Raw genomic sequence first — 20,915 nt, 5'->3', positions numbered from 1 at the left:
CCCCGACCTGGTCCCGCCGGACGAAGCGGGTAGCATCATTTCGTCATGCACAACGAACGACGACAGGTCCGGGCCGCGCTAGCTTCGGGCCTGTGCTTGTCCCGGTGACCAGCCTCCCGCGCGCCGGTCTGGCCCGTGTCCTGGAGGAACTCGGCTCCACGCTCCTCGATGTGGTGTGTGGCGATGTCGAGCGCGCCGGTGACATCGGCGGCGTCGTCATCCACGACCCGCTCGACGAGCCGGAGCTGCCGCCCCGCGCGGTGGTCCTGGGCGTCGGCCTGCACGACCCCGACGAGCTGGTCCGGGTGGTGACCCAGCTCGGCCGGCGCGGCGCCGTCGGGCTGGTGGTCCGCGCGCCGGTCGCCCCCGACGAGCGGCTGGCCGCCGCGGCCCGCGAGGCCGGGGTGACCGTCCTGGCCTTCGCGCGTGGCGCGTCGTGGACGCACCTGTCGGGGATGTTGCGCTCGCTGACCGCCGACAGCGGCCTGCACGACCCGGACGCGCACACCGTGGGCCGGATCCGCTCCGGCGACCTGTTCGCGGTGGCCAACGCCATCGCCGCGCTGCTCGACGCGCCGGTCACCATCGAGGACCGCAACTCGCGCCTGCTGGCCTTCTCCAGCCGCCAGGAGGAGGCCGACCCGTCCCGCGTCCAGACGATCCTGGGCCGCCAGGTCCCCGAGCACTACACCCGCATCCTGGAGGAGCGCGGCGTCTTCCAGGCGATCTACCGCAGCGACCGGCCGGTCTACGTCGCGCCGCTGCCCGAGCCGGTGGACCCGACGTTGCCGCCCGAGCTGCCCCGGGCGGCCATCGCCGTACGCGCCGGGGACGAGATCCTCGGCACGATCTGGGTCGTCGTCCCCGAGCCGCTCAGCGACGAGCGCAGCGAGGCGCTCTACGAGGCGTCCAAGCTGGTCGCGATGCACATGGTGTGGCAGCGCGCCGACGAGGACATGGAGCGGCGGCTACGCGCCGAGCTGCTGAGCACCGCGCTGGAGAGCGGGCCCGGCTCGCTGGAGGCGGTGCGCCGGCTGGGGCTGAAGGACGAGCCCGCGGTCGTGCTCGCGCTCACCGTGGTCGGCTCGGGCGCGGAGAACCCGCTGCCCGCGCAGCTCGCCACCGAGCGCAAGCGGCTGGCCGACGCCTTCGGCATGCACCTGTCGGCCGTGCACCCCCGGGCCGCCGCGGCGCTGATCGGCGACGTCGCCTACGGCATCCTCCCGGCCCAGAACCGGCAGGACGCCGAGGAGCGCGCGGTCGTGGTGGCCGAGGAGTTCCTGACCCGGGTCGGCTCGCGGCTCCGGCCGCTGGTCGGCGTCGGACGGTTGGCCAGGGACAGCTCCGCGCTCGCCCGGTCCCGCTCGGGCGCCGAGCGGGCCCTGCGCGTGCTGCGTTCGGGTGTCGCACCGCAGCAGGTGGCCCGCCTGGACGACGTGCACGTCGAGGCGCTGCTGATCGAGCTCGGCGACCTCGTCCCGCGCGGCGACATCCCCAGCGGGGCGGTCGCGCGGATCGTCGCCTACGACCGGGAGCACCAGACCAGCCTCATCGAGACGTTGCGCACCTGGCTCGACGCCTTCGGCGACGTGGCGGTAGCCTCGGCGTCGATGTACGTGCACCCCAACACCTTCCGGTACCGGCTGCGCCGCGCCGCCGAGGTCGGGCGGCTCGACCTCGGCGACCCGAACGCGCGGCTGTCGGCGATGCTGCAGCTTCGGCTGATGTCCCTCAGGTCCGAGCCGGAGGCGTGAGCCCGAGGGTCTTCGCCAGGAACGCCAGCCACTCCGCGTCCTGCGCCACCGCCACGTCGGGCCCGGTCGCCGCGCCGTGCCCGGCGTTCTCGAAGACGTGCACCAGGATCGGCGCCTCCCCCTGCTGGGCCGCCTGCAGCCGCGCGGCGAACTTGCGCGCGTGCCACGGCCGGCACCGCGGGTCGGCCGCCCCGGCCTGCAGGTAGACCGCGGGGAAGACACCCGGCCGGACGAGCTGGTACGGCGAGAGCCCCAGCAGGCGGCGTACCTCGTCCGGGTCGTCCGGGTCGGCCCACGCCTTGCGGATCACGAAGTCGAGGTAGGGGTCGCGGGTGCCTCCGATGAGGTCCAGCAGGGGCGCCCGGGGCAGCACGGCCCGCCACAGCTCCGGCCGCCGGGTGAGCGCGACGCCGCACATCAGGCCGCCGTCGGAGCCTCCGGTCAGCGCGAGCCGGGCCGGGGTCGTCACCCCTTCCGCGATGAGGTGCTCGGCGACCGCGACGAGGTCGGAGTCGCGCACGCCCTTGCGCTCGCGGTGCGCGGCCAGGTACCAGTCCCGGCCGAACTCGCCGCCGCCGCGCAGGTAGGCCTGCACCAGCACGCCGCCGGCGGCGACGAACGCGGCCAGGTCGGGCTGGTACTGCGGCAGCAGCGGCACGTTGGCCGCGCCGTACGCGGAGATCAGCACCGGCGCCGGCCCGCCGCCGGTCCGTCCCACCACGTGGTACGGCACAGCGACCCCGTCCGGCGCGAGCGCCTGCCCCTCCACCACGTCGGCGTCGAGCGTGACCGCCGGGGCGGCCAGCGTCTCCAGCTCCCCGCCCGGCCGATGCCGGTAGACCCCCCACGAGCTGGTCAGCGTGGAGAAGGCGAAGACGAAGTCGGCCACTGGCGCCCCGACGGCCAGCCCGGTGAGCGCGAAGAACGGCGCGGCCAGCGCGCCCCGCCCCGGCAACGGCACCTCGCCGACCACCGCGCCGGCCCGGTCGAGGATCCGGACCCGCGCGAAGGTCCGGTCGAACTCGCTCAGGTAGAGGTGCTCGCCCACCGGCGTGAGCGAGCGCAACACCGTCTCGCCCTCCGGGACGAGCTCGATCCACTGGCCGGGATCGCCGGGGTCGGCCGCGTCCAGCGGGATCGCGACCACCCGCCCGCGGGCCGCGCCCACGTCGGTCACCGCGACGTAGTGATCGCCGATCACGTGCCCGGCGACGGTCCCGGCGCAATCGGTGACGAAGGGCCGCCAGGGCGCGCCCGCCTCGGACAGGTCGCGCACGGCCACCGGGATCGGGCTGCCCACGCGGTGCGCCGCCACGGCCCACCGGCTGCCGGGCGTCATCTGGACCAGCGTGTACTCGCGCGAGCCGGCCGGCACCGGGATCTCCTCCAGCTCGGTCGGGCCGCCGAGCCGGTGGGTGAAGACCGCCTGCCGGAACTCCTCCGGCGTGCCGGTGAGCGCGAAGAAGGTGAAGCCGCTGCCGTCCGGCAGCCACGAGACGCCTCCGGCCCACGCGCTGTGCAGGACCTGCTCGGGCGCGCCCGGAAGCAGGTCGCCGGTGGCGGTGTCGACCAGGCGGATGGTGTTGTGCTCGCTGCCGTCGGTGCACAGGCCGAGCGCCAGCACCCGGCCGTCCGGGCTGGGCGCCAGCCAGGAGACGTAGGCGCCTCCGGTGTCCAGGAGCGGGCGGCCATCACCGAACGGCTCGTCGGCGACCACGACCGACGCCCCGGCCACCCGGAACCAGCGGCCCGCGGCGTGCTTCGGCAGCGCCGGCCGCGAACCGGCGTCGTAGGCGCGGATCAGGTCGCGGAAGGCCTCCGGGTCCTGGCCCTCGTAGATGACGGAGACGGCCAGCTCGGCCTGCCGCCGCTGCCAGCGGTGCACCTCCGGGCTCTCGTCCTCCAGCCACCGGTAGGGGTCGGCGGCGCGGACGCCGGCGACCTCCTCGAAGACCTCGACCGTGCGGGCGGGCGGGTAGAGCAGGGTCACGTCGGCTCCGATCCGGCGAGTTCCGCCCGGAGCCGCTCGAACGCTCCGGGAATGCGGGTGGCCTCGCGGACGTGCACGAGCGCGTCGAAGGCCGCGGGGAAGTCGTCGACCGGGTCGAGCCCGCCCGAGGCGAGGGTGCCGGCCACGCCGTCGAACAGCTCGGCGGGCGCGGTGCGCAGGTCGACCGCGGACACCGGCGCGCCGAGGCGGTCGAGCCGCGCCTCGATGCTGTCCGGCCTCAGCGTGCGGGCGCCGAGCGAGACGTCGCAGTCGAAGGGGCGCGGCGAGCGCTGGGTGAAGCGCACCTCGGGCCCCGAGCCGTAGGTCATGCCGACGACGGCCAGCTCGTCGCCGAGCGTCTCGGCCAGCAGGCCGCCCAGGGTCGGCCGGCCCAGGAAGGGCGTGCGCCGGACGTGCGAGTTGTGCGCGCTCACCACGACGCGCTCCTCGCGCTCCAGGATCCAGCGCACGGTCTCGGCCATGAACCGCTCCCTCGGGTACGGCCCGGCCGCCTCGGGGTCGAACTCGGCCTCGGCCACGAAGGCGTCCAGCGAGGCGGCGCACCGCCGTACGATCCCGTCCGGGTGGGCGGCCGCGCGCCCGGCCAGCTCGCGCAGCGCGTCCAGCAGCCCGGCCCGCTCGCCGGGCGGCAGGGCCGCGAAGCGGACCGCCGCCTCGGTGCGCCCGCCGAGGTCGCTGAGCCGCAGCAGCTCCTCGTCGCCCGGCATGCGGGCGAGGATCGCGCGGACCGCCGGGCCGGGCGAGGTGGACGAGCCCGGCAGGTCCATGCCGTAGAAGCCGACCTGCGCCTGCCGCATCCAGCTCAGGTGCCGCCACATCGGCTCGCACTCGCCGAAACGGTAGGTGATGCCCTCGCGGGCCACCGTCTCGACCTCGCCGGGCCCGCCGCGCACCCAGGCGTCCACGGCCAGCCCCTCGGGGAAGCCCGACTCCATCACGAACGCGGTGAAGCCGTACTCCTCGACGAGCGTGCGCAGCAGCTCCAGCCGGAGCTCGTAGAACTCGGTGACGTTGTGCGCGCCCTCGCCGACGGCCACCACGCGGGCGCCGCCGGCCAGGTCGCGGGCTAGCTGTGGAAGTACCATTGCTCGGGGCTGTAGAGGTAGCTGAGCAGGGCGTTGAACGACGACTGCGGCCCCGACAGGGTGTCCTTCACCACGACCAGCGTGTGCGGGGTGGGGAAGAAGAGCACCGGCAGGTCCTCGGCCAGCCGCGTCACCTCGGCCGACAACGTCTTCTCGTCCGCGCCGAAGGTCGACTCGTTGATCAGCTTGTCCACCTCGGCGTTGCGGTAGCTGCCCAGGTTGAAGCTGCCGTCGGCGTTGAAGACGGTGTTGCTGCTCGGGTAGCCCGCGGCCAGGTAGAGCGGGCCGAAGTCCTGCATCGCCCACTCGTTCTTGGTGGCCGGCGCGAAGGTGTTGCCGTAGTTGGCGTACATGTAGTTCAGCGCCTTGGTCACGATCTTGACCTCGATGCCGAGCTTCTTGGCCGCCGAGGAGAACGCGACGTCCCGGGCGCCGACGTAGGCGGGGGTGTTCGCCGAGGCCAGGGTGAAGCTGATCTTCTGCCCCTTCTCGATGCCCGCGCCGCACTGCCCGGCTCCGGTCCCGGGGTTCTCGCAGGTGGTGACGCCGTTCGGCACGACCTTCCAGCCGTTGCCGGTCAGCAGCTTCTCGGCGGCGGCGGGGTCGTAGGGGTAGGGCGGGGTGTCGCCGAAGGCCGGCGGGTACGGCGAGCCGCTGCCGGCGGTGCTGTAGTTGGGCGAGCCCGCGCCGTTGTAGATGCCGCGGCTGGCGATGTAGCCGTTCTGGTCGATCAGCCGCTGCAGGGCCTGGCGGACGTACGGCTGGGCGATGACCTTGTCGAAGTTGTCGACGGTGTTGGCGAAGTTGATGGTCAGCGCGTCGAACCGGGCCGGGGCCGGGGCACCGTACACGCTGTAGCCCTTGGCCTTGAGCTCGTCGATCTGCGTGACGTAGCTGGAGTCGAGCGTGCCGACGGTCAGCGTGCCGGCCTTGAACTGGTTGAGCACCGCCGCCGCGGAGGTGAAGGCCTTGAAGTCGACCTGGTCCAGGCGCGAGTCGCCGGGTCCGCTGTAGTTCTCGTTGGGCACCAGCGAGAACGAGCCGGTCGTCGGGTCGAAGCTCTTGAGCTTGTACGGGCCGTTGACCACCTGCCAGAGCGGGTTGGTGGCGAAGGTGGACTGCTCGGCCGACTGCTCGGTGAGGTAATTGTAGATCGCCTTGGCGTTCTTCGGGTCCTTGAAGTCGAGGTGCTCGCCGCCGGTCTCGGCGATGTTCCACTCGGCCGAAGGCATGACGTACAGCAGCGTGAGCATCGACAGCAGGTAGGACGGGTTGTAGGCCGTCTCCAGCTTCAGGGTGAGCGTGTCCGGGGCGGTGGCCTCGGCGCTGACGCCGTCGGGGAACTGGCCGGGGGTGTAGAAGCTCCAGTTGGCCGGGCTCTCCTTGAGCGCGGCCTTCAGCAGCGCCAGGGAGAAGACGACGTCATCGGCGGTGACCGGGGTGCCGGTGGACCACTTGTAGTCCTTCATCTTGATGGTCACGGTCTTGCGGTCCGGGCTGAAGGCCGGCGGCTCGGCCAGGCTGAGCTCCGCGTCGGCCACCTGGTCGCCCTCGCCGCTCGGCCGGTAGAGGGAGCGCCACATCTGCCCGCGCCCGATCACCGTGCCGTTGGCGGCGGCGGGCGGGTAGGGGTAGATGTAGTTCGGGCTCAGCCCGGGGGTCAGCGCCACGGTGATCGTGCCGCCGTCCTTGGGCGCCCCGGTCTGCTGCGGCGTGGCGGTGTAGCCGGTCGCGATCTGCTTCGGCTTGGGCGCACCCCCGCCGGCGCTGCACGCGGTGGCGAGCACGGCGACCGCGGCGGCCAGCGCCACCGATCGGCGCGGCATTCGGGTCATGACAGGCTCCCTGCGGATGAAGTGGAGTGGGTCGGCCGCCCGATGGCGTCCCGGAGGGCGTCGGCGAGCAGGTTGAGCGCCAGCACGGTGAGGATGATGCAGGCGCCCGCGGGATAGATCAGCCACCAGTAGTCGGCGGAGATGTAGGTGACGCCGCTGGCGAGTTGGCTGCCCCAGTCGGCGCTCGGGAAGGTCAGGCCGAAGCCCAGGAAGCCCAGGGCGGCGACGACGAGGATGGCGTCGGCGACCTGGAAGGTGATGTTGACGATGATCACGCCGAGCGCGTTCGGGATCAGGTGGGTGAGGATGATCCGGCGCCGGGAGGCGCCCATCACCTTCGCCGCCAGCACGAACTCCCGCACCCGCAGGGTGAGCACCTCGCCGCGCACCAGCCGGGCCGAGACCAGCCAGGAGAAGCCGCCGATGACCAGGCTCAGCGACACCGCGTCGGCGTGGAAGCGGGCCGACAGGATGAGCACGAAGAACAGGAACGGGATCGACAGCATGATGTCGACCAGCCGCATCATGAACCCGTCCACCACGCCCCCGGCCAGCCCGGCGATCGCCCCGTAGAGGGTGCCGATCGTGGTCGCGAACAGCGCGGCCATCAGGCCGATCTGCAACGAGACCTGGCCGCCGGCCATCAACCGGCCCAGCACGTCGAACCCGTTGGTGTCGGTGCCGAGCGGGAAGCCCTCGCCCGGCGGCACGGCCGCGTTGACCAGGTCCACGTCGGTCTGGTTGGTCTGGTAGAGCAGCGGGCCGAGGAAACAGAAGGCGACGATCAGCGCCAGGAGCAGGCCGCCGGCGACGCCGAGCGGGTGCTGCCGCAGGGAGGACCTCATGTGTTCAGCTCGATTCGGCGGTCGGCGGCCGCGACCATGACGTCGGCGAGGAAGTTGCCGGCCACGGTCAGGACGCCGCCGATGAGGGTGTAGGCCAGGAGCACCGGATAGTCCTCGCGCTGCAGGCTGTTGAGGAAGAGCAGGCCCAGGCCGGGATAGTTGAACAGGGACTCGACGATCAGGTTGCCGGCCAGCAGCGTCGGGATGAGCGTGCCGACCAGCATGATCAGCGGCAGGCAGGCGTTGCGCAGCAGGTGGCGGGTGAGGATCAGCCGTTCCGGCAGGCCCTTGGCGCGCGCGACCCGGATGTAGTCCTGGCCGAGCTGGTCCAGCGCGGCCGAGCGCTGGTACTGCGCGAAGATCGCGACGCTGGTGATGGCCAGCGTGATGACCGGCAGCGCCATCGCCTGCGGGTCGGTGAAGACCACCCAGGGCGAGTGCGACTGCGACGCCTCCGCCGGGAAGATCGGCACCGTCTGGCTGAAGACCGCGATGAGGATCAGCCCGAGCAGGAACGACGGCGTCGCGTAGAGCACGTACGACACCGCGGTCGCGACCCGGTCCACGACGCTGTTGCGCTTGACCGCCTGCAGGATGCCCAGCGGGACCGCGATCACCAGCGCGACCACCAGGCCGGCCAGCGACAGCATCGCGCTGCGGCCGGCGTTCTGCTGGAGCAGCGTGGCGACGTTCTCGTTCAGCTTGTAGGAGCGGCCGAGGTCGCCCTGGAAGAGCTGGCCCAGGTAGCTGACGTACTGCACGACCACGGGCCGGTCGAAGCCGTGCTCGTGGTTGAAGGCGGCGACCGCCTCGGGCGAGGCGCGCTGGCCCAGCACCACGCGGCCCGGGCTCTCCGACACCAGGTGCAGCAGCAGGAAGACGACCGCGGTGATGCCGAGCAGGACGAGCAGCGAGATCGCCAGCCGCCGGAGGACGTACCAGGTCATGCGAGCGAGTCCTCTCGGCGCAGGGGGTGGTGGCAGGCGACCTGGTGAGTGCCGGTGAGCGGCTTCATCGGGGGTTCCACCTGGGCGCACAGCTCGGTCGCCAGGGCGCAGCGGGTGCGGAAGCGGCAGCCGCTGGGCGGGTCGATGGGGCTGGGCAGCTCGCCTCGCACCCTGGCGGCGCCTGCCGTACCGGCTTGGGGGATGGCGGCCAGCAGGCCGGCGGTGTAGGGGTGGGCGGCGGCGCCGTACACCTCGTCGGTGCTGCCGGTCTCGACCAGCTTGCCCAGGTACATGACGCCGACGCGGTCGGCGAGGTACCTGACGACGGCGAGGTCGTGCGAGATCACCACGCTGCTCAGGCCGCGCTCGATCTGCAGCCGGCGCATCAGGTTGAGGACCTGCGAGCGGATGGAGACGTCCAGCGCGCTGACCGGCTCGTCGGCGACCAGCACCGTCGGGTTCAGGGCGAGCGCCCGGGCCAGGCCGACGCGCTGGCGCTGGCCGCCGGACAGCTCGTAGGGGTAGCGGTCCAGGACCGCGGCCGGCAGGCCCACGTCCGCCAGCAGCTCGTGGGCGCGCTCGGTGCGCTGCGCGCGGTTGCCGATCCCCTGGATCGCGAGCGGCTCGCGCAGGATCGTGCCGATCCGCATCCGCGGGTCGAGCGAGGCGTTGGAGTCCTGGAACATCATCTGCAGGTCGGTACGGCGGAGCCGCTTCGTGCCCGGCGTGACGGGTTCGCCGTCGAAGACCACCTGGCCGGAGGTCGGCCGGTCGAGGGCGACGAGCATCCGGCCCAGCGAGGACTTGCCGCAGCCCGACTCCCCCACCAGCCCGAAGGTCTCGCCGGGCGCCACCTCGAAGCTGACCCCGGACACCGCCTTGACCGTGCGGCGCCCACCGGCCGGGTACTCCCGGACGAGGTCGACCACCCGCAACCGCGGCGCGGCGTCCTCGGTCTTCGCTGCGGGGACGGGGAAGGACGAGCGGGCCCGCGCGGTGGGTCCCGAGGCGGGGTGCCAGCACGCGTGCGCGTGCCCGTCCTCGGCCACGGTGAGCGGGGGCTGCTCGGTCCGGCACTGCTCGGTCGCCGCCTCGCAACGCGCCGCGAACGGGCACCCGGCCTGCGCCACCGTCAGGTCCGGCGGCGCTCCGGGGATGCTGAAGAGCTCCTCGCCCCGGTCCTGGGTGAGCGACGGGATCGAGGCGAGCAACGCGTGCGTGTAGCGGTGCCGCGTGCGGTCGAAGAGCGCGGCCGTCGGCCCCGTCTCGGCCAGACGCCCGCCGTACATCACCCCGACCCGATCCGCATGCCGGGCGATCACCCCCATGTCATGCGTGACCAGGATCATCGACATGCCCAGCCGAGACCGGAGGTCGTCGAGCAGCTCCAGGATCTCGGCTTGGATCGTGACATCCAGGGCCGTGGTCGGCTCGTCGGCGATGACCACGCTCGGCTCGCAGACCAGCGCCATGGCGATCATCACGCGCTGCCGCATGCCGCCGGAGAGCTGGTGCGGGTAGTCGTCCAGCCGCTCGGCGGGGCGCGGCAGCCCGACCAGGGCGAGCATCTCCTCCGCGCGGGCGCGGGCGGCCCGCCTCGACTCGCCCCGGTGCAGCCGGACCGGCTCGGCGACCTGGTCGCCGATGCGCCGGGTGGGATTAAGGGCGGTCATCGAGTCCTGGAAGATCATCGCGATCTCGTTGCCGCGGACGCCCCGGTACTGCGCGGCCGGCAGGCCGACGAGCTCGCGGTCGCGGAAGTGGATCGAACCGCCGGCCAGCCGGCCGCCCGGAGGCAGCATGCCCATGATCGCCAGGCCGGTCATGGACTTGCCGGACCCGGTCTCACCGACGATGCCGAGCGTCTCGCCGCGGTTCAGGACCAGGTTGACGTCCGAGACCGGACGGACGACCCGATCCCCGCGGCGGATCTCGACCGACAGGTCGCGGATCGTCAGCACACGGTCGGTGCTCACGGCAGTACGTTCCAAATCCACCCGACGATATTGGGATGGGATGGTCTGGTGGTGTTCGTCGCGTCCATCGAACCTTCAGTCCCGCGCTTGTCCGTGCGGACGAACTGATCGCCGGTCGGCTCGGCCGGTGTGCAGGTAGAGCGCGCGGCCCTCGCCGTCGTCGCCCAGGAAGGCGACCGGCGCGTGGGCGCCGCCCTCCGGCTCCAGCGGGATCAGCGAGTCACCACGCCAGGCGACCAGCTCGGAGCGGTAGGGCACCTCGTCCAGCTCGGCGGTCACGCCCAGCGGGACGCGGTCCAGCCACACCCGTCCCTCCCCGTCCACGCTGACGGTGGTGCGACCGGTGCTCGACTCATACACCCCCGCGTAGCGCTCGGGTCTGGTCGGCCGGGCCTGGGGGTCTGGAACCGGGGCTTGGGGAAGGTCATGGAACCGCCCGAATATTTCCCGAAATATCGGCTTAGGTGAGCCGCCATTGGTGAGCACCACCAGCACCAGATCCAGCTCAGGCACCACCCGCAGGAACGCCGACTGCCCGATGGTGTTCCCGTCATGCCCGAACACCGCCCTGTCGGCGCTGCTCTCGAACAACTCCCAGCCCAGCCCCCAGGCCTCCCCCTGCCAGAGATCCGGCTGCCGGACCTGAACCTCCCGCATCGCCTCGACCCCGGCCCGGCTCAGAACCCGAGCGCCGTCAGCCGCGACGCCACCCGCCAGATGCATCCGCCCGAACGCCAGCAGATCCCGCGCCCGCATCGCCAGCATCGACCCCGCCGGCGCGTTCGACCTCGCCAGCGCCCACACCGGCGTCGGCTCCCCCGCGATGTGCCCCACCGCCACCCGATGCAGCACCGCCTCGTAGGGATCGTTCGCCGCGTGCGTCATCCCCAGCGGCCCGAACAGGTGCTCCCGCAGGCACTCGTCGAACGGCCGGCCCCGCACGCTCTCCACCAGCCGCCCGAGCACGCAGAACCCCGCGTTGTTGTAGGAGAACATCTCTCCCGGCCCGAACACCTGCGGCACCTCGTCCAGCGACGCCACGAACTTCGCCAGGCAGTCGTCCCCCTTGCCGGTGTCGGTGAAGATGTCCCCCTCGAACCCCGCCACGTGGCACGACAACTGCCGGACGGTGCCCTCCCGCCCGAACTCCGGCACGTACCGGCCCGCCGGGGCGTCCAGCTCGACCTTGCCCTCGTCGACGAGCTGCATCACCAGCGTCGCCGTCAGCACCTTGGTGACCGACCCGATCTGGAAGATCGAGTCCGTCGTCACCCCCACCCCGGTGGTACGGCTCAGCAACCCGGCCGCGGCCTCCACCACTTCGTCCCCGATGCCGATCGCCACGACCGCCCCGGGCACGTCATGCTCGCCCAGCAACTCCGGCAACCGCCGCTTCAGCCACTCGCCAACCTCGCCCAGCGCCGCCACCCGCACCCCTCCCAGGTCGTCCGGCGCCCCTGAGCCCCGGATTTTCCGGTCGAGCATAGAACTGGGCGGAACATGCCCGTTCGTCCGCTCCCACCAGCCGGACCCGAGGTATTCGTGACGTAGACCAGCCCCGGTCCATGTTTTCCGCCGGTCTGTAGCTCGAAGTTCAGGTTTGGTCATGCATTGGGTATCTCGCGATACCTCCCGGCCACGGCGGGCATCTGTGCAGGTGACCAAGGGGGGATAACCGTGATTAGCCACACGCAGATCGACAACCTGATCGGTATGACGGTCTACGACGCCAACGGTGACCGGGTCGGCGAGGTACAGAATCTCTACCTCGACGACGAATCCGGGCGCCCGGAGTGGATGACCGTCAAGACCGGCTGGTTCGGCATGCACGAGTCCTTCGTGCCACTGAGCGCCGCCACCCGGGTCGAGGACCGGGTGCAGGTCGACTTCGACAAGTCGCGCATCAAGGACGCGCCGCGCGTGGACGCCGCCGGTGGCCAGCACCTGTCCGCAGAGGAGGAGCGCGAGCTCTACCGCTACTACGGCGTCAACTCCGGCACCGGCACCAGCACGACCGGCCGGACCGGCATCCCCGGCCAGGGCGGCCGCGACGGCGTGGACATGTCCCGCCGCGGCACCGCCGCCGCCGCGGCCTCCATCCCGACGCAGGGCTCCACCACCGACGACACCGGCGACCTGACCCTGTCCGAGGAGCGCCTCCGCGTCGGCACCGAGAGCTACGAGACCGGCCGGGTCCGCCTGCGCAAGTACGTCGTCACCGAGCAGCAGCAGGTCACCGTTCCCGTCACCCACGAAGAGGTGCGCGTCGAGCGTGAGCCCATCGCCGACGGCGCCCGCGGCGACGTCGACTTCACCGAAGTCGAGCGCGAGGTGACCCTGCACGCCGAACGCCCCGTCGTCGACACCGAGGCCGTCCCCGTCGAACGGGTCCGCCTGGTGAAGGAGAACGTCACCGAGCAGGAAACCGTCTCGGGCCAGGTGCGCAAGGAGCGCCTGGAGACCGACGGCGCCCTCGACACCTCGGACGACGACATCGACCCGCGCTCCTCCTGATCGATCGGGAGGGCCCCAACTGCACGCCCGGCCCGCCCGGGCGTGCAGTCACGTCCGAGATAGGTTGGACCCTCCCGCCGAGGAACCCACCGTCCTCCTACACGTCGCCCGGATTGAGGACGACCGATGGGGCCGCGCACCCACCCTGATCTACCACGGAGACGGCCTCCCCATCCGCCCACGCCCCCTGGATGACGGTCAGCTTTCTGTCCACGCCATGCATCCGCTCTCGGCCTTCACTACGAATGAAGCACTATGCCGCCGACCCAGCGAGAGATCATGGCCGCCTTCCCAGATTGGGAGATCATGGATGCGGCCGGAGGCGGTTGGTATGCGCTCCGCCGGATCCCCCTTCCTCAGCAGAACGGCCTTTCCAACGTCGTCTGCAGCCGCACCCTGGAGGGCCTCCGCAAGAGCCTGGAGTCCGAGGAATGCCAGCCCGAACCCTCAGCTCGCTGAGGTGCGCCTAAACCGGTCAGTCGCTGGACGTCAGCCCGACCGGCCGGGGTTCTTGTACAAGTACTGCTAGCGCGTGGAACTCGACTCTCCGCACCAACTCACGTGAGAAGGGTTATAGGTCCATTGTCCGCCCGTCTCTTACGCTCGCATTTCCGCAATATCAGGCGGGATGAGCACGGGGTGCAGGACCAGTACCGCCTCAACCGGGAGACGGCGGAACGGCACAGATGGACGGTCGTCCACAAGTAAAAGCCGTCCTGTAGAACGCCCACGCAGGCATGCGCCTCTGCCACCACGTCAGCAGTCCCGCCGCATCCTCGGGCGGGCTGGCTCCCAGACGGGGAACAACACCAGCTCGCCCCGTCATCGAGAGCTGGAGAGAACAGATGCTGCGTGATCAGATTGACACGACGGATGAACGCCCATAGTCGTTCGCATGTTGCCCGCACAGCCAAGATGCATGCTCATCATCTCCGCGTGGGCGGTGCTGGCCGCGACCGGCCCTCAGGCCCCAGCGCGGCCTGCGACGGCCCGAGGAGCGGCGGGCCGCCGCAGGCGGCACGCTCTTGACCTTGTAGTGAAGTTTGTCGCCGCAACTACTTGCGGCGGCCAGAACTATCCTGGGGCATCACTGATGACCAGCTCGCCGATTCGGACCAACCGGGCGACGTACGTTCGGCCTTCGCGACGTCGTAGGCGCGGAAGGAGCGCTCGCAAATCACGAGCGGACTCCTTCACAACTCGAAGCTGATCAGCGTCCAACACGCCTCTCTGGCTTCCGACATAGCTGGCCAGAGGGCCTGCCATGCAGAAGTCCAGATACGCGACCGGCTGCTCGTAGATGTCCACGCCGCGCAGGTCGTCGGGGAACGGCAGGCCCATGTGCTCCGCCCAGAGCACACAGACCTCGTCGAAGACCGTCTTGTTCACTCGCCAGCAGGCGCGACGCCCACGGGGCAAGCGACCCCGGTCCCTACGAGCGTGTATCTGTGTGACCCATGACGAGACGTGCAGCCATCTACTGCCGGATCAGCCAGGACCGCGAAGGTGCGGGGCTGGGAGTCGCCCGCCAGGAGGCCGACTGCCGCAAGCTCGTGGAGCTTCGCGGCTGGAACGTCGCCGGGGTCTACCCAGACAATGACGTCAGCGCCTACTCCGGCAGCCCCGCCCCGCCTGGCAACAGCTCCTGGAAGACATCAAGTCAGGCGCGATCGACGCGATCGTCTGCTGGCATGTGGACAGGCTGACACGATCCCCACGCGAGTTGGAAGACGTCATCGACCTCGCCGACCGCCACGGTATCGAGTTGGCCACCGTCACCGGCGAAATCGACCTCGCGACACCAACCGGTCGCCTCATCGCCCGCATGCTCGGTGCCGCCGCCCGCCACGAAGCCGAACACAAGGCAGAACGCCAGAAGCGCCAACGCCGCCAGAACGCTGCGGCTGGCAAGGTCTCTGGTGGGGGTCTACGTCCGTACGGCTACGCCGAAGACCGCATCACCATCATCGAGCAGGAAGCAGAGCTCATCCGCGAGGCCGCCCATCGCATCCTGGCTGGAGAGTCCCTCTCCAGTGTGTGCCGAGACTTCGCAAGCCGAGATGTCCGCACGTCCGGTGGTCGGCTTTGGATCCCGACTACGCTTCGGCGGATGCTCGCTGGTGCGCGGATCAGTGGTCGTCGTGAACACACCCCGCGCAGCACCTTCGAGACGACGCGTCCCCTTCTCGGCGAGATCGTTGCGGATGCCGTTTGGCCCGCGATCATCAGCCCACTGGACTCCGACCGGCTACGAACCCTACTGAGCGATCCCAGCAGGGACTACCGTCGGCTGGCCGCCACTGGCCGTACCTACCTGCTCTCCGGAATCCTGCGCTGCGGTCGCTGCGGACACCGGATGAACGGCCGCCCTCGCTCCGGAGTCCCCCGCTACGTGTGCCCCAACGTACCCGGCAGCGGCGCATGCGGAGGCATCGCCACCAACGCTGAACGCACTGACACACACGTCCGCGACATGGTCCTCACCGCTCTCGACTCACCCGCACTCGCCGAACGCATCCGGCATCAGTCAGGCGACGATGACAACCTTTCCGAACTGGTCCGCGCCGACGAAGAACAACTCGAAGAACTCGCCGAAGCATGGGCCGCCCGTGAGATCAGCCGCAAGGAGTGGATGGCAGCCCGTGCACCTATAGATATGCGTCTGGAGAAGAACCGCGCTCAGCTCGCCAGCCTCTCACGCAGTTCCCCACTCATCTCCTTCATCGGAACCGCCGACGAGATGCTCGCCCGATGGAGGGTCATGAATGTCTCCCAGCAGCGTGCCATCGTGAGCGCCACCGTCCGCACCATCGCCGTCGCTCCCGCCAACCCACGTAAGCGCTGGGACCCCGACCGCTTCACCTTCGACTGGATCGCCTAAGCCGCACAACGACCCTCCGAATCCTCTGCCGCCACCAACCGGAACACTGCCGCGACCCGTTCAAGGACCGCCAGATCCTCGATAACCGGCGGCAACCCCTGCCGTGCCCGAGATGCAGCCACCCGTGCTCGCATCTCTTCATTCACCCGCACCGCCGGAACCCGACAACACAAGCTCACTCCCGACCTCAACCCGCCGGGCCTGGTACCTCCTCATCGTCATGGATGGCCTCCTTCCGCTGCTCCTTTCAGTCGTCGAACAACATCAAGGATCAGCGAAGGAACCGGGACACGATCACCACCAGCACGGACGCGGCCGAGACGTCCCCGACGCATCGGTCATCCCTGGACGTCCCTCATCGGCCCCAGATGAACTTCGTCGGCAGCGCCACACACAGGCCGTCAAGATCAGAAAGCAACTTCTCTGTACGTCATCAAGGCGCGAGCCGCCTGCGGCGTCCCCCGCGCGCCGGGCGGTCGCTGGCCGCGCTGCGGCTCTTCGGCCGGTCGCGGCCGGCACCGCCCCGCGGACGAAGGCATGCAGATGAGGAGCCATCGAAAGCTGCTGGCTCACCAGGATCCGACTCATGGTAGTTAGTTCCTCCCGGAACTTACCAAGAGATCATGAAGAATCTGCGAACTCCGCGAGTATGTCGTGGGCGGTTCGTGCGGGGTCCGGTAGGGCGATATGGGGGGCCATACAATCGACAATGTCCGCATGTGGGGATCCACAGTGCAGACATGTCCACTTGCCGTGCTCCGTGCTGGCGATGCTCTTGAGGTGTTCGACAGCCGCCTTCGTGCGCACATCACCGACGTTGCGCACCGCAGCGTCGGCCACGCGATTGTCCTTGTCATGTGTGAGTTGGCAGAGGAGGGAGTTGAGCTCCCCGTTCACCACGTTTGGTAGCCGCATCGCGGCTACACGCCGTAGTTCAACTTGGTCCGATACGGCCCACTCCCTCAGCGGCTCATCGTGCTGTAGTAGTGAGAGAGCAAGCGCAGCAAAGTGCTGATTGTCGCGGAGAGACTCAAGCCGGGGCAGTGCATCTTCCAGTAGTGGGACGGCAATATCTGGAGGAGCGGTCGATAGGGCAGCGGCGGCGACGAAAGATGTCGCCCTGCCCATAAAAAGAGCCTTGGCCAGGCTGCGCGCGCCAACCTCGGGAGTATCGATGGCGTGCCAGCGTACGAGGCGTCGGTGGTCAGACGCGATGTCCAGTGCCGTGAACGCTCTAATGCCAAACTGCGCGACACGTCGCTGCATGATCGCGGCTTCTGCGGAAATGCGGGCTAGATCGAATCCGCCAAGTGTGAGGATGACATCGACAAACTCCAGCCAGGCTGAATACGCCTCTCGGCGAGGCCAAGCGCTGAGGACATCCAACCTCAGCGAGGTGATGAGTACGGCGAGTTCGTCGAGTCGCGCTGCTTGTGCGACATCCAACTCCGCGGCACACGAGAGGTGTGCGAGATGATCAAGGACGCGCACTTCTCCCTCCCAATCATGATCCTTCAACCACTCCAAAGTGCGCTTAAACTTACGCGCCTCTTGAGTGAGAATGTCATTTACCTCGTCGTCAAAACCAGCACCGCGCAGCGCACTGAGCAAACGCTTGTGCAGACCTATGGATGCGTTCTTCAGCATCTCTATGATGAGCCCTGTCGCCTCATCCACATGGCCCAGAAGTCGGCGCGCTACCGCCTCAATCACCTCGTCATACAGATCGTCCCCAAGTGTCCAAGGGCCCGCCGATGTGGCGGTGAGATCTCGATCCGGCAATTGTCGAAGGCGATTAGTGCGAAGCGTATTCAGCAGAGCCTCGTTGTCTGCCGAGTCGGATGAGGTGCGTAGCACTATCGCCGCCTTCGCGATGACTTGATGCTCAAGCGGATATTGCGCCAGCACCTCACCTGTATGACGCAGAGTGTCGTACTCGCTCACCAACCCCAGCATCGCAACGTAGGATGTCCATCCTTGTCTATCCGGGCTCGCGGCATCCTTCGTTAAGGCAGCGGCGAGTCGTACTCGACCCTCGTCGGATATGCGTGCATGCTGGCGGACAGCGGTGCTGGCCGCGATCAGCAACTCGTGCTCGCCGCTGTCACACGCTGCGGTTAGCAGCTTCTCGCACGCGATGTCGCTCATTGCGGCAGCGAGGATGAGGGGCTCGTGCCGTCGGTCATGGATGCGTGCGTCGACCCATGCGGCAACGGCCTCCGGTGGCCGTTTGCTGGCTTGGACGGCGTCGCCAATATCGAGGAACAGTTCCATCCGTGGCGCGATGATCTCATCCGCACCGCGGATGACGAATACTCCAATTTCATCCCAGAAGTGCACAATGGCTCTCGCGCTGGACGCAGCGGCGCCTGAGGGGAGACCCCAGTCGCGCATCAAGGCGGTGGCGACCGCCTCCTGCACAGTCGCCAATCGTGCCTGGCCGCCAGAGTCCCCGAGAACACCGGCCTCGACTGCGAACGCGGCCAGGGTCGCGTTTGCAGAGTCGTGCTCGTTGAGAGTCGCTAGTCGAACACCGGGGTCGCGATGCGCCTCGCGGCGTCGTACGGCGGCCTCGACTACCCCGTGCAGGATCTCGGCGCGCGTTACGGGCAGGGCTCCGTTGCTTCGGTCACCCGCAAGCAACGCCAACAGCACTGGCATGAGTGCTGTTTCGCCCAGCACACGGTCCCTGTCGAGAATCGCTGCTACCCACTCGACCCGCCGTTCCACCCACGTGTCAGAATCCGGTGCCTGGCGAGCGGCCGCTACTGCCGCAAGGACGGCCCGGACAGCTCGTTTGGGCTCCTTCGGTTTGACGAGGCGCAGGTCGTCCCACCCGAGCGTGGCTGCTTGGGCGTAGGCGACATCGCGCGTCGCAAGCAATACCGGCACATCCGCGCTAATTCCACCACATAGGTTTTCTATCTCGGACACAACCGTCCCGCGGCGGTCGTGTGTCTCATCTAGTGAGTCCAGCAGAAGCGCTGTCGCACCCGACCGCAGCCCGTGCTCAAGCGCCGCGCGGACCAGTGGTCGATCGATCGCCGGTACGTCTTTTACAGCGGTATCCAGCACGCGGTCGGCAAATCCGCTGGACCGGTCCCGCGCATCGACGTCCCGCAAGGAGACCACCAGCGGGAGCGGCGCGCCCGCCGCATCGACGAGCACCGCTGCTGCCGCTGACATCGTGACGCTCTTTCCGCCGCCCGGTAGCCCTGTAAGCAGCACGCGTCGACGGCGAAGCAATGACCATGGCAGCGGCTCGACTTCACGTTCATCCGCACCCGCCGGCACGCATTCCGTTACTGAATCAACTTCTGCGAGCGGAATCGGTGGCGTGTCGGCGCCGAGTGGCCGCAAGTCGACCATAGTGCCACGCGACCGCAGCAGATCCCGATATCTGTCTAATGCCTCTGCTTGTCGGGCCGCATCTGCCGCCGGGGTCCCGTAGCCAGCGACCCGATATCCTTCCTCCTGCAGGAGCCGCACCCAGCCTTCGACGCCGAACCCACCCCGCAGTCGTCCCACTCTGCCGCAATGCGCAACCAAATCACGCCAGGCTCGTACTGCCACGTCGCCGCCGCCGAGGACTCGCCCAAGCAAATGCCGAGCAAGACTGGCCCCTGACGACTGCTCCTCCTCCACATCGAGGATCGTGATCACCGCGCACCGACGTACCAGCTGCCGCTGCTGTGACGTCAGGCCAGACAGCATCTGGTCGAGCGCCTTCAGCGCCTCCTTCTCCTGTCCCGTGAACGCCCCAGGCTCGTCGGTCTTGCATCGATCGAGCGCTCGTGCCAGCGTACGTACAGGCCCGCTAGCAGCACCGGTTACCAGGACCAGTCGGTCACGAGTAACGTTCAGTCCTGACATCGCCGCGTCGCGCCACTGCGCTACAGCGCTACGCAACACACGGCCGGAGCGCAGCGTGCGCTTCGCCTGAACCTGCGCTTTATGACCGCCAGCGAGCGTTACCCGAACATCGTCGGCGTGCTCGTCCGTCTCAATTGCAACTGCCACGACTTGCGCCAAGGTGAGGGCAAATCCGAACTCCGGCAGCGCCTCGCCCGCCAGGGCGTGTGCTACGGCGTACGCTGCCACGGCTCGCCGGTACTCCACACCCCCGTCCCCGCTCGCCCCTCCGATCGAGGCACGCGGGACCGACACTTTCAGATGAGCCATAGCAGGCAGACTAAAGGACCCAACTTTGATCAGATGGCAACTGCCGTTAGGAGCGCAGGATCTCCGGGGGTGGTGAAGTCGGCAACTCCCCTACGCCCGGAGGTCTTTTTGCGATCAGCTATCCTCTCAGGGAGTCGAGGCCACGCCATCACTGTAGGGAGCTCAAAGAGGCTTTGCGCCGTATCTCGCTCATTTCTATAGGGCGCTCACGCTGATCCACGGCATGACAACGAACATCACTCGCTGAGGCCGTGACGATCGCGGACTTCGGCTCTCGCCGTCCGTTGCTGGGGCGATCGACGCCGAGGCTCTCCTTCGTCGGGCCTCGCCACCGAGTGACAATGGCTGAGGTGACAGCAGTGCTGACAGCAACGTCCCCGCACGCCGACGCATCCGCGCCACTGTCCACGCGTGCCTGACCACGGTCTCGATCAGCCGAGCAGGCTGATCGGTCCGCCTGAAAAGCGGACGGTCACGCTGCCGCAAGGCTTCCCCTCGTCGGGTCTGGTAGCCCTGCGGTGCGGTCTCCTCTGGCCATCGGATGACGTGGCTGAGGGCCGGATCTTGCTGACGCGGTTGCTAACAACGGCCTTGGACGAGCACGGACGACAGCAGGCCGGGCCAAGCGCATCGGGTGGATGTGACCAGCGCGCGGAGTCTCTGGTGGACGGCGCTGGACGATCATGGAGAATCTCGTAATGAGTTGCTCAGCGAGCGGTGCCCAGTAGCACGCGGAGCCACCATTCCTGAGCCTCCGAACGCCGCCAGGCCCCCGCATAGGTGTGTACTGGCGATTCGGCCTGTACGAGCTTGTGGATCTGAAACAGGCCGCCTATGACCACCAGCTCGTAGACGACGGCGACACACGCGCACGTATGGTCCACC

General features: G+C 69.1%; 13 protein-coding genes and 1 pseudogene. 5 read left to right on the top strand and 9 right to left on the bottom strand.

From position 1 onward, the window contains the following. Nucleotides 1-92: 92 nt before the first annotated feature. Nucleotides 93-1,754, top strand: a complete 1,662-nt coding sequence (locus tag AB0I67_RS08895; RefSeq protein WP_357919910.1) for a helix-turn-helix domain-containing protein — start codon at nucleotides 93-95, stop codon at nucleotides 1,752-1,754. Here the strand turns inward: AB0I67_RS08895 and AB0I67_RS08890 are convergent. From AB0I67_RS08890 to AB0I67_RS08860, 7 genes are all read right to left on the bottom strand, one after another. Further along, nucleotides 1,732-3,744 (bottom strand): prolyl oligopeptidase family serine peptidase, encoded by a 2,013-nt coding sequence (locus tag AB0I67_RS08890; RefSeq protein WP_357919907.1) that lies wholly within the window; start codon nucleotides 3,742-3,744, stop codon nucleotides 1,732-1,734. The two genes, AB0I67_RS08895 and AB0I67_RS08890, sit on opposite strands and share 23 nt — an antisense overlap. Beyond that, nucleotides 3,741-4,850 (bottom strand): erythromycin esterase family protein, encoded by a 1,110-nt coding sequence (locus AB0I67_RS08885; RefSeq protein WP_357919904.1) that lies wholly within the window; start codon nucleotides 4,848-4,850, stop codon nucleotides 3,741-3,743. Before AB0I67_RS08885 ends, AB0I67_RS08890 begins: the two co-directional genes overlap by 4 nt. Beyond that, nucleotides 4,832-6,685: an ABC transporter substrate-binding protein gene (locus tag AB0I67_RS08880; protein WP_357919902.1), complete on the bottom strand. Its 1,854-nt coding sequence runs from the start codon at nucleotides 6,683-6,685 to the stop codon at nucleotides 4,832-4,834. Before AB0I67_RS08880 ends, AB0I67_RS08885 begins: the two co-directional genes overlap by 19 nt. After that, on the bottom strand, nucleotides 6,682-7,530 hold the full coding sequence (locus tag AB0I67_RS08875; RefSeq protein WP_357919899.1) for an ABC transporter permease: 849 nt from the start codon (nucleotides 7,528-7,530) through the stop codon (nucleotides 6,682-6,684). The genes AB0I67_RS08880 and AB0I67_RS08875 overlap by 4 nt, the downstream gene beginning before the upstream one ends. Further along, a complete protein-coding gene (locus AB0I67_RS08870) occupies nucleotides 7,527-8,477 on the bottom strand; it encodes an ABC transporter permease (protein ID WP_357919896.1) in 951 nt (316 codons plus the stop codon). Before AB0I67_RS08870 ends, AB0I67_RS08875 begins: the two co-directional genes overlap by 4 nt. Then, a complete protein-coding gene (locus tag AB0I67_RS08865; RefSeq protein ID WP_357919893.1) occupies nucleotides 8,474-10,453 on the bottom strand; it encodes an ABC transporter ATP-binding protein in 1,980 nt (659 codons plus the stop codon). The genes AB0I67_RS08870 and AB0I67_RS08865 overlap by 4 nt, the downstream gene beginning before the upstream one ends. A gap of 75 nt (nucleotides 10,454-10,528) precedes the next feature. Then, a complete protein-coding gene (locus AB0I67_RS08860; protein ID WP_357919890.1) occupies nucleotides 10,529-11,938 on the bottom strand; it encodes a serine hydrolase in 1,410 nt (469 codons plus the stop codon). A 192-nt stretch (nucleotides 11,939-12,130) separates the two neighbouring features. Here AB0I67_RS08860 and AB0I67_RS08855 point away from each other — a divergent pair, with 192 nt between their 5' ends. Then, complete coding sequence (locus AB0I67_RS08855; RefSeq protein ID WP_357919887.1) at nucleotides 12,131-12,967, top strand: PRC and DUF2382 domain-containing protein; 837 nt, start codon at nucleotides 12,131-12,133, stop codon at nucleotides 12,965-12,967. Between the two features lie 1,074 nt (nucleotides 12,968-14,041). Here the strand turns inward: AB0I67_RS08855 and AB0I67_RS08850 are convergent. Further along, nucleotides 14,042-14,356: a hypothetical protein gene (locus AB0I67_RS08850; protein WP_357919884.1), complete on the bottom strand. Its 315-nt coding sequence runs from the start codon at nucleotides 14,354-14,356 to the stop codon at nucleotides 14,042-14,044. 68 nt (nucleotides 14,357-14,424) lie between these two features. On the opposite strand from AB0I67_RS08850, the gene AB0I67_RS08845 reads away from it, so the two are divergent. The 3 genes and pseudogenes from AB0I67_RS08845 (at nucleotide 14,425) to AB0I67_RS08835 (ending at nucleotide 15,848) form a co-directional block, all read left to right on the top strand. Further along, on the top strand, nucleotides 14,425-14,673 hold the full coding sequence (locus tag AB0I67_RS08845) for a recombinase family protein (protein ID WP_357919881.1): 249 nt from the start codon (nucleotides 14,425-14,427) through the stop codon (nucleotides 14,671-14,673). Then, nucleotides 14,604-14,867, top strand: a pseudogene (locus AB0I67_RS08840) (recombinase family protein); the annotation flags it as partial. The gene AB0I67_RS08845 and the pseudogene AB0I67_RS08840, both read left to right, overlap by 70 nt. A gap of 57 nt (nucleotides 14,868-14,924) precedes the next feature. After that, nucleotides 14,925-15,848 carry a recombinase family protein gene (locus AB0I67_RS08835; RefSeq protein ID WP_357920391.1) on the top strand — a complete coding sequence of 308 codons (924 nt, stop codon included), beginning with the start codon at nucleotides 14,925-14,927 and terminating at the stop codon, nucleotides 15,846-15,848. A 621-nt stretch (nucleotides 15,849-16,469) separates the two neighbouring features. Here AB0I67_RS08835 and AB0I67_RS08830 read toward each other — a convergent pair. Next, a complete protein-coding gene (locus AB0I67_RS08830; RefSeq protein ID WP_357919878.1) occupies nucleotides 16,470-19,949 on the bottom strand; it encodes a hypothetical protein in 3,480 nt (1,159 codons plus the stop codon). Nucleotides 19,950-20,915 lie beyond the last annotated feature (966 nt).

The sequence above is a fragment of the Nonomuraea sp. NPDC050310 genome, assembly GCF_040655795.1.
Taxonomy (GTDB): Bacteria; Actinomycetota; Actinomycetes; order Streptosporangiales; family Streptosporangiaceae; genus Nonomuraea.
This window is presented reverse-complemented; position numbering and strand designations above follow the sequence as displayed.

What these genes read in the sequence shown, in the direction of transcription:
- AB0I67_RS08885 (WP_357919904.1), bottom strand. Translation starts at nt 4,850, where the DNA reads ATGGTACTTCCACAGCTAGCCCGCGACCTGGCCGGCGGCGCCCGCGTG.
- AB0I67_RS08880 (WP_357919902.1), bottom strand. Translation starts at nt 6,685, where the DNA reads ATGACCCGAATGCCGCGCCGATCGGTGGCGCTGGCCGCCGCGGTCGCC.
- AB0I67_RS08875 (WP_357919899.1), bottom strand. Translation starts at nt 7,530, where the DNA reads ATGAGGTCCTCCCTGCGGCAGCACCCGCTCGGCGTCGCCGGCGGCCTG.
- AB0I67_RS08870 (WP_357919896.1), bottom strand. Translation starts at nt 8,477, where the DNA reads ATGACCTGGTACGTCCTCCGGCGGCTGGCGATCTCGCTGCTCGTCCTG.
- AB0I67_RS08860 (WP_357919890.1), bottom strand. Translation starts at nt 11,938, where the DNA reads ATGCTCGACCGGAAAATCCGGGGCTCAGGGGCGCCGGACGACCTGGGA.
- AB0I67_RS08845 (WP_357919881.1), top strand. Translation starts at nt 14,425, where the DNA reads ATGACGAGACGTGCAGCCATCTACTGCCGGATCAGCCAGGACCGCGAA.